The sequence below is a fragment of the Prevotella sp. C561 genome (assembly GCF_000224595.1).
GTDB classification, from domain to species: Bacteria; Bacteroidota; Bacteroidia; order Bacteroidales; family Bacteroidaceae; genus Prevotella; species Prevotella jejuni.
Genome location: NZ_JH114139.1, coordinates 66,234 through 78,819 on the forward strand (window position 1 = coordinate 66,234; position 12,586 = coordinate 78,819).

The 12,586-nt window shown below is 46.1% G+C and carries 6 protein-coding genes; 1 reads left to right on the plus strand and 5 read right to left on the minus strand.

Features of this window, described 5'->3' with window-relative positions; translation table 11 throughout:
• The first annotated feature begins 1,671 nt into the window (after positions 1 to 1,671).
• Positions 1,672 to 2,325, plus strand: coding sequence for a rubrerythrin (gene rbr / locus HMPREF0666_RS00200; RefSeq protein ID WP_009010238.1), 654 nt, complete (start codon positions 1,672 to 1,674; stop codon positions 2,323 to 2,325).
• A gap of 192 nt (positions 2,326 to 2,517) precedes the next feature.
• On the opposite strand, the gene HMPREF0666_RS17140 is transcribed toward rbr, so the two are convergent.
• The 5 genes from HMPREF0666_RS17140 to HMPREF0666_RS17145 all read right to left on the minus strand — a co-directional run bounded on the left by HMPREF0666_RS17140 (position 2,518) and on the right by HMPREF0666_RS17145 (position 11,864).
• Positions 2,518 to 2,655 carry a hypothetical protein gene (locus HMPREF0666_RS17140; RefSeq protein ID WP_009010239.1) on the minus strand — a complete coding sequence of 46 codons (138 nt, stop codon included), beginning with the start codon at positions 2,653 to 2,655 and terminating at the stop codon, positions 2,518 to 2,520.
• A 13-nt stretch (positions 2,656 to 2,668) separates the two neighbouring features.
• Positions 2,669 to 5,710, minus strand: coding sequence for a sialidase family protein (locus HMPREF0666_RS16025; RefSeq protein WP_050803211.1), 3,042 nt, complete (start codon positions 5,708 to 5,710; stop codon positions 2,669 to 2,671).
• Between the two features lie 384 nt (positions 5,711 to 6,094).
• Positions 6,095 to 9,442: a DEAD/DEAH box helicase gene (locus tag HMPREF0666_RS00210; protein WP_009010241.1), complete on the minus strand. Its 3,348-nt coding sequence runs from the start codon at positions 9,440 to 9,442 to the stop codon at positions 6,095 to 6,097.
• Positions 9,442 to 11,442, minus strand: a complete 2,001-nt coding sequence (locus HMPREF0666_RS00215; protein ID WP_009010242.1) for an Eco57I restriction-modification methylase domain-containing protein — start codon at positions 11,440 to 11,442, stop codon at positions 9,442 to 9,444. Before HMPREF0666_RS00215 ends, HMPREF0666_RS00210 begins: the two co-directional genes overlap by 1 nt.
• 131 nt (positions 11,443 to 11,573) lie before the next feature.
• Positions 11,574 to 11,864: a hypothetical protein gene (locus tag HMPREF0666_RS17145; protein ID WP_157600211.1), complete on the minus strand. Its 291-nt coding sequence runs from the start codon at positions 11,862 to 11,864 to the stop codon at positions 11,574 to 11,576.
• Between the last annotated feature and the right edge of the window lie 722 nt (positions 11,865 to 12,586).

Consider the following 12,586-nt stretch of genomic DNA (forward strand, 5'->3'; position numbering starts at 1 on the left):
CTCTCTAAGAACATTAGAGAGTAACAAGATAAATAATGTCTTTATTGTCTATTCTGTCTAAGAGCATTAGAAAGCTGTTCATTATGTCATTCTCTCTAAGAACATTAGAGAGTAACAAGATAAAATAATGTCTTTATGTCATTCTGTCTAAGAGCATTAGAAAGCTGTTCATTATGTCATTCTCTCTAAGAACATTAGAGAGTAACAAGATAAAATATGTCTTTATGTCATTCTGTCTAAGAGCATTAATTAGCTGTTCATTATGTCATTCTGTCTAAGAATATTAGAAAGACGTTCATTCTGTCATTCTGTCTAAGAACATTAATTAGCTGTTCATTATGTCATTCTGTCTTAGAACATAAAAAAGCTGTACCTTCTGTACCCTCTGTCTTCGTGCAATTCGTGTAATTCGTAGTTCTGTATTGATAGTTGTTTTGTATACTCTATATTGTAGACATTTCCATTCGGAACAAGTATGAAAAGTCTTAACAGAAATAATATGAAAGGTATGAGCCAATCATAAAGAAGACAAGTAAGAATATAGCTTGTAACATACATAAACTCAGCATGTTGCGAGCAACGTAGAAGGAGGTGCCTAACAAGACTCGAGAAGGGTCCTATCAAGCAGCAAGAAGGGCGTCTCCTTAAACCATGAAGAGCGTCTTCTTAAACCATGAAGAGCAAGTATTGGATAGGATGTGTACGATAAATATTTACATTATCTTACCTTTCCCTTCGTATTATCATGGCTGGTTCAGATGAAAACTCTACAACTATACCTTTTAGTCAGACAACAATTTTTTCTGATGTATGGCTCGGTAAAGTCACTATTTTCCATTGTTTATAAAAGAATTTATGTACCTTTACACCGATTTTTTAAGTTTTTTTCCCCCCGATTCTGCCCGTGATGGGTCGTTCGGGGGTTTTATGTACAGTACAAAGAATATATCCCACTGACAAACTAATGGTTCGGGAGGGGCATGGAAGCCTATATTAATCATACCGATAACTTGTAGTGGACGAAAAGTTATGATATGTTTCTATTCCAGATACGCCTTTTTATCACTCGATGGAGCAGAAGAACGATTTCAAAACATCCCTCCGTCCCAATTTGTCGTTCTGTTATTCTGTCTAAACACATCTCTCTAACCCTATTTGTCGTTCTGTTATTCTGTCTAAACACATCCCTCTGACCCTATTTGTCGTTCTGTTATCCTGTCTAAACACATCGCTCTGACACTATTTGTCGTTCTGTTATTCTGTCTAAACACATATCTCTGACCCTATTTGTCATTCTGTCATTCTGTCTAAACACATATCTCTGACCCTATTTGTCATTCTGTCATTCTGTCTCAAAACATCCCTCCGCCCCTATCCGTCATTATGTTATTCTGTCTCAAAACATCCCCCCGTCCCTATCCGTCATTATGTCATTCTGTCTCAAAACGCACTGTTAATACTAATTATTCGTTGTCTAAATAGGTCTGTTTATGCGAAAAAAACGACCGTTAACATTGACAGTTTGGAAAATAATCTCTACCTTTGCACTCGCAAGATTGTAATAATTACAGGATATAAATATACCATCTATAGAGCTGAAAATCAGCAGATATTAGTCTACACGCTCGTGATAAGCGAAACAAGAAATAACATTTATAATACAAAAACATTATGAAAAAGAAATTTATTTGCACTGTTTGTGGTTATATCTACGAAGGAACAGAGGCACCAGCAGAATGTCCAGTATGTCATGCTAAGGCAGAGAAGTTCAAGGAGTTCAACCCAGAGGCATTGAAGGGTACAAAGACTGAGCAGAACCTCAAGACTGCTTTCGCTGGTGAGAGCCAGGCTCACACTAAGTATCTCTACTATGCTTCAAAGGCTAAGAAGGACGGCTATGAGCAGATTGCTGGTTTCTTCGAGGAGACAGCACGCAACGAGAAGGAGCATGCTAAGATTTGGTTCAAGTTCCTCCACGGTGGTGATATCCCTACAACAACCGTAAACCTCGCTGACGCAGCAGCTGGTGAGAACTACGAGTGGACCGATATGTACGAGCAGATGGCTAAGGATGCTATGGAGGAAGGCTTCCCAGAGTTGGCAGTTAAGTTCCGCGGTGTTGGTAAGGTTGAGAAGCACCACGAGGAGCGTTACCGCAAGCTGTTGAAGAACATCGATGACAAAGTCGTATTCTCACGTGACGGCGACTGCATCTGGCAGTGTCGTAACTGCGGTCACATCGTTGTTGGTAAGAAGGCTCCAGAGATCTGCCCTGTTTGCAACCACCCACAGAGCTTCTTCCAGATTGAGGAGACAAACTACTAATACAACGCAAGCATAATTCCAAAATGCGTTTACCATATCATGCCAAGGTCCGCAAGGGTCTTGGCATTTTGTTTATCCCCTCTCCCCCACGTATCTCGTATTTCTTTAATTATATCGTTTTAATCTACTACTCTTTACTTCTCCAACCCATGAGGATAGCATGAACCTTCCTTACCCATCGATACGATAGCTCTATTCCCAAAGAATGCCTCGGTTAAACATATTAACGTATTTCATTCCACGCATAGCCTCAGCAATAATTGGATTACGATAATCATTGACCGTAGGGAAGTTTTCAGGACGAGACTCTCTATAACTTTCTTTTTTCATTTATGCTTATCCTTTAATATACCACCTTCTTCCCATCAACAATATACACGCCACGGTGCTGGAGAGAGTGGGGACTGAGACGCTGACCATGGAGGTTATAGATGGTATGAGGAGCAGTGGAGAGGACTGGAGCGAGGCGGATGGCATCATCTGTCTCGTGGTAGTCAGTGGGCTCGATGAACCATTGGGAGGCATCAGAGGTGGTAGTCCATGCGACGATGTTACCGTTGTTATCGGCATGGATGGCTGGGTAAGCCGCTTGGGCTGGGTCCATACTCTGTAGATAACTGCGTCCGTCTATCGTCGACACGATGGTGTATCGGCCCGCATCAGCCTTATTATCAGTCACTAACAGCGGTATGTTCGTTCGTAGCGTAGGCTTAGCAAACACCTTATGCTTCGCATTCTTTATCGTCCAATTCCCCTCGGTAGTCTCAATGAACTGGAAGAGTACGGACGGATCAGTCGGTGGTGTACTAACAGAACCCTGCTTGAGTTGCGTGCCATCCGTCGTTAGTACCACATTACGCTTTAGGTTGTTTGTCAGTCGATACCACCTCCCACGCTCAATCTTCACACGTGTCACACCGCTAAGAAGCTGCTTTTGTGCTGCAGCCATCGCCTCTTGTGCATGAAAGTATGCCGTCTCCTCGCCACCTGTCGCAGCCGTAGCAAGGGCCGCACCGACCCCATCGAGCGAAGCCTCAACCCCTGTCAATCCCGCAGCCACAGGCATACCGACATATTTCCCATTAGCCTGTCGATAAGTGTGAACACGTGAGCGAAGCATTTCGGCAGCCTGTTGGATATAAGGACCACGGTCGACAGTGTGGTCGATGACATATCGTCCGTTCGTCAAGTCCTCCAAAGGAATCTGTTTGAAGATGATGTTATATCCCCCGATACCGCCTGTTGCCTCCTCCTCGTAGACGTATCCTATCTTATCATTCGACAACAGTTCCATCCCCGTATAGCATGATCCAATCTGGCTCACCTGCTTTCCTTTGTGCCAATCAGCTGCTAAGGCCGTCGCTGTAGCGTAACTCTCGTAGTTAGCAAGTTCCTTGAAATACACGCCCACACGCTCTCGTGCCGTAGAATGGGTGATACTCTGTAAGGCTACAAAGAGTTTCCTGCCATCCGACACACGCCGTGCTGGGACAATGAGTATCTCGCCATTGACCGCATTGACCGCATTGTTCATCGCTTCAGCATTCGTTTGGAACTCCCATCGGCCCTCTCCTTTGGCGATGTCGGTATAGGTGAAGAGACTATACCCACGTGAGTTTGAACCACGATTGCGCACACTCACCAGTACACTACCGTCTGGTAGCTCCTCTACCTTAGACTCGTCAGCGCCCGTACTTGGCAACTGCATCGGTCCACCGAGTAGTTTCCACGTTGCACCGAAGTCGTCAGAAAAGATGACAAAGGTGGCGTTCTGCTTGGTATTATTCGTTGGATAAGCGATATACAGACGGTTATAAGCCCCCTGCTTAACGTATCGGCTCTGCATAATCTTCCCACTTGTCAGGAACAGACCATTCGTCTTACCGCCCAAGCTATTCTTTGTCAAGTTGTATATCTGGTAGGTCAACGAGTCCTTCGTCCATGTTTCTCCACCGTCACTACTATGCAATCGCACCACATGTTGGGGTTGTTCGTACCGACTATCAAAGAAGCTTGTGTGTCCACCGACGCACATCACGAGTACATTCTGCGGATTGTTCCGATCGACAACGATAGAGGGATCGCCAAAGCTGTAGGTCCACTGCTTCGAACTATGGTCTTGTTGCGCATCACCAGCAGCGATGGTACGATAGTTAGCCTCCCATGTTGCGCCATGGTCTGAGCTGGTTTTCATGACAATATCATTATGTCCATTCCCCATACCGATGTCCGACCCCGTCCGACGGAGGTCTACCGCCACAAAGAGCTTACCGTTGCCATCCTGCCCCAGAGCAGGGATACGATAGCCAAAGGGCGATTTCGTGTTATCAAAGACGATTGCTGTCTGATATTTCTCATTGTCGGCTATCTGCTTCTTCAGCACCTCCCCGACGGCAGGGGCTATCTGTATCGTCAGCTGTTGGATATGGGCTGCGTCCGTCAACACCTGAAACGGAACATTCTGCAAGGCTATGCCGTCCACCGCGAAAGACTTTGCAGCAGTATTCGTGGCCGTCTCCGTCTTCGCTGTCGTCACATCCTTTACCGTCGTCGAGGCTGTCTCTCCCTTGAAAGAGAAGCTATAGCCCGTGATGACATAGCCTTTCTCCACCGAGAGCGTATAGTTCTGACTATTCTTACTTGAGATGATAATCGTCTTTGGCGATGTCGCACTGCTATATCCGATATTGTTTTTTCCATTCGCATTGGCCAAGGTCACGACCGGATCACCAGCGTTAGAAATAAGATAAGTGTTCCATGCTTGTCCCTTTGTCTTCCTGTCTTGTCGATAGAAAGTGGCGTTATCAGGGTCGAGCACACGTGCCTCAAGCACCGTCGCAAAGGCAGGTTCGATGAGAACCGTCGACCCATTGTCCTTTCCACCAGTCCAGAAACAGATCTGACCCGACTGCCCGCTGAGGTTTAAGGCGTATCCATTGGCATCTCGCAATTGCATATAAACAGGGTCGGTGAAGGCTGAAGAGAGGTTGGATGATGCCGAGAACCACCACTTAGCACACTTCGTATTCCCCTCCAACGGCTCCATCGTTGCCTCAGCCGTATTCGTTGCAGAGGCCACAGCGACAAGGGCTTTCGTCGTACCGAAGGCTTTGTTGTATAGTGTATAGCCTTCCTGCTCATTACCAACGAAGCACCAAAGCTGATTGTCAGGCTGCTGCGGCATCGTGCGGTCCACATTCCCCGCTGTTGCAGGCACCTCACTAATACTCCCATCAGCCGCAGCAACGGCCAAGGTGGTGTTCTTGAACTTCAATGTGTACCATCGTGTGCCCTCCGCAAAATCACCTCCTACAATGGTTGTAGGCACAAAGGGATGAAGTGACGACGCTCCTGCCGCCTGCACACTCAGCCCATTAGTCCGCATGCGCTCCCCTGTCACGATCCGAGTCCATGCTCTATCCCTCCTCCTTTGGGCATCAAGCAGAGAAGGCCATACATCCCCTTTCCTGCTCAATAAGGCTAATTGAGGCTTAAAACTACTGACCGCAGTGGGCATCCCCACCCCATCAGACATCCGAGAAAAACACGTGTTCGAGGCCCAAGAAGTTGTAGTAAGGCCACAAAGAAAGATTGCTATAAAATGTTTATACATCTACTATTTAGTTTGTTTTTAGTTTACTGTCACATTTAACATTTCCTGTAGCATCCTTTCTCACAGTCTGTTACGAGCGAGAAAAGATGACAGAAGTGACAGGAAAATCGAAAGTTATATTTTAGAAGATTGTTTCTACGTAGGATGAAGGGCCTATTAAAACACCTCATCTAAGAACTCCTCCATCCTTCCCTCCTTAGCCGCTGGCAAGCTATCGCCCTGCCTCAAGTGATGATCAGACGCTGAGATATGGATTGTCTCATCAAATCCATGGATATAGCGCAGGGCGATACGGTAGATACACTCGGTTGGGGCAAGTCCATACACTTGGTGTTTGAAGATATGGCGGATACGTTCCTCCGAGTCTGGATAAGCCTTTTTCATACCCTTACTGTTATAGAGTCTCTTCACAATCTCAGTAATGTATTGCCCCGACTTCATATACAAGTCAGCGAACGTCTTACGTGGGTCATCGAAGCAGCCGGGGCTCTCCTCTTCAAGTAAGTCTACCATTTTACGTACCGTCTCCTTAGGTGTGAAGATCTGATTCGTACGTTGTGCGGGGATGTAATTGAATATATCTTCCTCGTTGGTAGGCTCGAAGTAATTGGCTAAACGCCTCCGCAAGGCCATGAACTCTTTAACAGAATCATTAAAGACCACCTCATCGAAGAAGTGACCCATACTGTGTTCCTTCTCGCCAGTGTCCTTATTTATATAGTCGCCTCCGTCTCTCAACAATCGAAACTCCTCTTTCGTCACACTCGTTACCTCTAAGAACACCTCCTCTGGAATGTCCTTATCGAAGTTCTGCAAGGTTGTTTCTTCATTGCCATAGGCCATCAAGAACGATGGTATCGTACGTGAGAAGCCTCGCAGATGATTACGAACAAGCTCATTCACATCCCCTTTCTTCTTGTCAATGCGTTGCTGCTCATAGACCTCGGCAACGATTTCCACACTTGCATTCAAGAGTTCTGCCTTCTTCTCTTGTACCTTCTTTTCTAATCTGTCGTCGACAGTCTGCTTCTTTGCCTCATATATTCTCTGAATATCGTCTTGCTGTTGTGTCGTCTTCCCGACACACTCCTCCTTACACCGTAGGTCTAACTTATTCTTATCAACGGCTGCTTGATAACAGTCTTTACCTATCTGCTCGTTTACAGCCTTTCTTATTCTCAAGGCAGCAACACCCTGGTTACGCTTCGTGAGGGCGTCCTCCTTCGACTCCTCGTGTGTCTTAGCATGGGTCATCACTGTGCCTGTCAGGACTTTAGTATAATTGTCTATCAACTGTTCCTCGGCACTCTTTCCCTTCTTCTCCTTTGCTTCACGATATTTTTGGAGCGTTTCGTTAATCTGCTGTTCTACGTCTTCATCGCCACCGAATATCTTTTCTCCGAACAGACGCTGCTGTCTTTCAGCTATCTGTTCAGCACTCGGTTGTGCATTGCCATCGGCATCCACCTCACGAGACAACTGTTCTACATCGTTCGTATCGATGCTCTTATTCTTTGCTTCCTTTACGTCTTCAAACTTATTGATGATAGTCATCAGACCTGGAGAACTACTATATATATTAGCGATATTAGCGAAGAGGAAGTTACTCATAAAGCCACTTCTCACCACCTCCTTAGAGCGTATTCGACGAGGGATGAGCATCACCTGTTCGGCATCCAACTCCTCCATCTCTCCCTGCTCATCCTCGCCTATCACGGGGAAGAAATTCAGCAACTCTCTGATATGCGCCTTTCTCATGTCTACATCACCACCTCCCGATGCCGTGTCAACCGATAGTCCATTGGCCATCTCCTCATAGATTGTCAGCGTGCGAGCTGGGTCGAAGTCAAAGACGTAGGCATTCTCTTTCCTATGATACCGTCCGTCAGTGTCCATATAGAGGTGGGGCGTCTGTGCTCGGAAGGCCGTTTGCATATACTGTGCAGGGCTTTTTATATTACTGAGTATCAGCACTGCCGTCCATTCAGGGATTGTCACTCCCGTCGTCAGCTGGCCCACAGAGAGTGTTATCGTCCCTTGTGGGTGCTCCTCAATGGCCTTGCGCACACGTGCCAATGAGCTTTCGTCTTCTATAACCTCGTCTTCATCGCTCTTGCCATCACCTGCCGCAACAACAATCTCAATGCTTGCGAACTCTGGATGTCGTTGTGTGTCTCTTAGCTTCTTTGCCAATGTCTTGGCCGCATCAACACGGTTTAATAGCCAGAAGCTATGCCTTATCTCTTTGCGCAAAGCCTCGGTTGAGAAGGGATAACGGGGTTGACGGCTCAGAGCGTCGAGCCATTTATCAACCGACTCATCATGCACAAAGCGCCCATGCTCTACTCGGAAGAACTCGTTAAGGTCGAAGGCAAAGGCCTCCGTGTCGCCATCTATCTCCACTCCTTGGCTCACCTTCTCTATGACGATGTCGCTCATTCGATAGGTGTACATATTGAGTCTTGGAAGCTCTATATAGGGGTTATGACCCTTTGACTCGTCCCATTCCACCTTTGCACGGCACTCGTCTGCATAGGTCCAATTGAAGATTGAGCCCGGAGGGAACTTCTCATTCGCCAGTGCCTTGAATGGAGTTCCACTCAAGTGGAGCGTATGCTTACGACGAATCTGGTCGAAGGCTACATCGGTCTTATAGGTGTCTACGCCTTCATGAGCTTCATCAATAACCAGCAAGTCCCACGTTAGTTGGGCCACTTCCTCCAGTTTTCTATGACTGCCACCAAAGTCGATTGAGCCTTTCAGGTCCTGTAGACTGACAAACTCAATACAGTTCTTTGTACCCTTACCATGCTTTATCTCCTCCACATACTGCTGACGAGTAAGACAGGGCTTAGGCTTGCGCTGTAGCAATGCCTGCACCCGACTCACAAAGAGAAAATGCTCTTCACCGACAAACTTTAGGTAGTCAGAATACCACGAGTCGGCAATGGCTGGGCGATTCGTCACGACAAGCACGTTACGAAACTGCATCTTCATACAAAGGTCATAGACGGCGAGTGTCTTACCAAAGCGGGGCTTTGCATTCCAAAGGAACTCCGTCTCAGGACAGTGCTTAAAGCTGTCTATCGTCATGCGCACAGCCTCGCCCTGACTGTCCTCGCGTAGTTGATATTGCTGTATGGCCTTTCCTTTGACAATACCACGGTTCTCTCGGAACTCATAAAACTTCATTTTCGACTCGTCCGTACCAATCTTAAACCACTCGGTCAGCGGCTCTTGCGCATAACCTAACTTGCTTAAATAAGAATGGAAAGCCTTGTCTAAAAATGTCTCGTTCGTTCCTTCATATACTGCATTGCCCTTCCACGCTAATATCCAAGCGATATTAGCCGTGTGGCATTGCTGTTTAATTCTATCTTCAACACTGTCTTGTTCGGTATAGCCAATCTTCACCCAACCATCATGGTAAGTAACTCCAGGCGTAGTGTAAGCATATATCTTAGGTAAGACAACGTGGCTGGTCTGTATCTTAGGTGTTCTCATTAGTCCATCTCCTTAACGTGTGTTTCAATAAAGTTGCGCTCCTCCTCCGATAGTCCATACTTATCATATAGCTGCAAGTCTATCGATGAGATAGACTGCGACCAGTCGATGTCAGAAGACATAGTAAAGTCTTGGAGGGGGACATACTTGAACTTAATAGGAGTTATATCTTGCGTTACTTTTAAAACACTAAGTAGTGCTCTGAGAAATTTACTCTTAATGTATGACTGTAAATGAAGAGCTTCACTTTCTGTATCAAAATTACCAATACTTAAAAAGGTCTCGGTATTTGCGAGCATTGGAAAGCCAAGAATGAGAGAAGCCAGACCCTCTCCAAACTCACCTTTACCCGATGCCTTAGTTAAAAGTACCTTGTACTTAGACAAATTGGAGACCTCATTCACATAGTCACGCCTTATATATTTATAGCATCTTTCATTGTTTTTTCTTCCAACGACCATGATATACTCTTTCCCATCCTTAGGCTTATCGTCATGGAAAACGAAAGGTAATAAATCAAAGATATTTGTTGCCATATCGTATGGATGACCTTTTGTAAGACAGGACATAGCCTTTGGATTCTCCTTGTGCATGGTATCTGTCAATCTATACGATGTTCTTGAAATAGCTATATCAGCAAGAGAATGTTCCTTGACAATAGGTAGTATCTTTTTCAATATGCCGTTTAGCTCTTTATAGGGAGTAAATACTTCTATTTCCCCATAATCCTTTCCTGCATCTCTATACGACACTGCTACGCCTCCTCTAAAGTTTATATTAGGAAAGACCTTAGAACTGTCTGGCTCATAAAAGAGTATTTTCAAGTGTTTATCTGTTAACATCTTCTTGTTCCATACAGCGGGAGTTGAACCTGCATCAAATAGGAAACGTGCTGGAGTTACAAGCTCTACTTTATCTGAAATTGAGTATGCTGAATCCATAAATAGATGATAGACTGGTGGCATATAGTTCTTTTGTTCACCTAAAGTCTCATCCTGATATGGTGGATTTCCAACGACGAAATCAAATCTCATAAGCCATTTTCTTTTATGGTATGTTTTATGTTTTTTGGTAATAAAGTCCGTGTAATTGCACTCGAAACTGTCGGGTGTCTCTGTTGCTGATGGCAGCCATCTACGCAGTCGACATTGCTGTCCGTTATGCTGTAAGACATCGTCCTTCTGACAACCTGCGCACGGTGTGATAGTCTCAATGGTCTCGAACAATCCCGCCTCAACCGTCTTCTCGTCATGACAAGAGGCTGGGACAACAGCTTTCAGACCGTCCATCTGCCATACGTTCCATGCTATGATCTCTGCCGCCTTACGGATGATGTCCTTTGCTGGTCGGCATGAGAAGCGTTGCTCGTGATAGTCTACAAAGGTGGCAAGGAGGGCTTCACGTGCCAAGAGGAGGTTGTCGCCTTGCCACTCATAACCGTAGACATGTGCTAAGGCAAGGAGTGCCCACCGTGTCCATTCAGCATCGGTAGCAAACTCGTTCACCCTCTGCAACTTGCGGTCTAATAGTCCGACACGCTCGTCAATAGGGATAGGCTCGGCCGTAACAGTGTCGTATCGGGAGGTGAGGAAAGGTGCTTCGCCACACGAGATCTCCAACTCCATAGTCAGAACATAGCGTTGCCACGGCTCCATCTCGGCCTCCAGTCCGTCCTGTGCACGGTTCCATTCGTCGTCGATAGCGTCGTTCATCTTCTTAACGAGCCATGCAGGCGTGAACACCTCAGCCATCTGTCGCGAGCGTCGCAGCTGTTCGTCCCTTGTCTTCAAGGCTCTTGGCATGATGATACTACCGTGCTTGCCCGTGATAGCCGACACAGTGATGCTATCGTGCCAACCGTAGCCATCGCCCTCAGCGACGTAACTATCCGTAGCCCAAAAGATATTCTTTTGAGTGGAATGGTCGACTAAGAGCACTTCAAGCAGCCCCGGTTCGTCTCGTAGCAATCTATCTTCAAGGATGTCTATAGGTTCTGACATGATGTTATTAAAGATTTGTTTCCTGCAAATTTACAACTTTCTTGGGAGTTATGCAAGAGTGGGAAGGGGTTCTGATGGGTGTTGGGTGTTGGGTTATTGGGTGTTGGGTGATGGGTGTTGGATGTTGATGATTAGCCTTGTTGGGTGTTGGGTGTTGAATATTGGGTGTTGATGATTAGCCTTGTTGGGTGTTGGGTGATGGGTGTTAGGTGTTGATGATTAGCCTTGTTGGGTGATGGGTGATGGGTGTTAGGTGTTGATGAACAGCTAACGTTGGCTGTAAGGTTCTGTGAAATCGGTTGACTTAATGTCTCTGTGGCCCTTTGTGTGTTCTGTTCATCTGTGTTTTTCTGTGAGAAATAGAATGCACCCACTGTAAGAGAAAGGACGCTTGAGAGTTCTTGGGTAGTTCTTTCTCTCACAGAGCTCACAGAGTTAACAGAGCCTTTTTGCGCACATTTCGAGCCCACAGAGGGCCTTCGGCATACAGAGAACACAGAGCGTTACTGCTAACGCTGGGGTGAAAACTGTGAGAGGTGAGGCGCAGTAGAACGATAAAAAATCCTTATAACCCACCAAGCTGACCACTCTCGACACACGCATATATCATCGCCTACAACCGAGGATGTAACCAACAAGAAATCAGCGTGTTACGTTTTGCGTTCGAGTATATGCCCTTCTTGCTCATAGAAGACGCCCTTCTTGTGGCAAGAAAAGCATGTTCTTGAACGCAGAAGGGCATGTTCTTGTTGCATACTCAGCCTTTTCTCGAATGTAGAAGGGAACAGCTTGTAAAATATCTTGACACCTACTGTTTGAATGATTAGTATTACTGCTAATGGTGGCCCCTCCCCCTTCCCCTCCCCCGAAGGGAAGGGGAGTAATCACCGAGATACCCCTATGGGCAGGATATTGGCTGCTTGTTGCCTCCTTATTGGTATCTTCTTTAGCAGTAACGCTCTGTGAACTCTGTATGCCGGAGGCCTTCTGTGGACTCGAAACAGTGCACAAAAATGCTCAGTGAACTCTGTGCGCTCTGTGAGAGATAAAACTCTCCAGCGAGTCTCGCAATTGTTCTTTCTCTCACAGAGAACACAGAAGAACAGAACACACAAGGTTCAGAAAGATGATGGCCCCTCCTCCC

Excerpts from the sequence above, each read along its gene's own strand:
- rbr (WP_009010238.1), top strand. The coding sequence starts at position 1,672 with ATGAAAAAGAAATTTATTTGCACTGTTTGTGGTTATATCTACGAAGGA.
- HMPREF0666_RS17140 (WP_009010239.1), bottom strand. The coding sequence starts at position 2,655 with ATGAAAAAAGAAAGTTATAGAGAGTCTCGTCCTGAAAACTTCCCTACG.
- HMPREF0666_RS00210 (WP_009010241.1), bottom strand. The coding sequence starts at position 9,442 with ATGAGAACACCTAAGATACAGACCAGCCACGTTGTCTTACCTAAGATA.
- HMPREF0666_RS00215 (WP_009010242.1), bottom strand. The coding sequence starts at position 11,442 with ATGTCAGAACCTATAGACATCCTTGAAGATAGATTGCTACGAGACGAA.
- HMPREF0666_RS16025 (WP_050803211.1), bottom strand. The coding sequence starts at position 5,710 with ATGCGGACTAATGGGCTGAGTGTGCAGGCGGCAGGAGCGTCGTCACTT.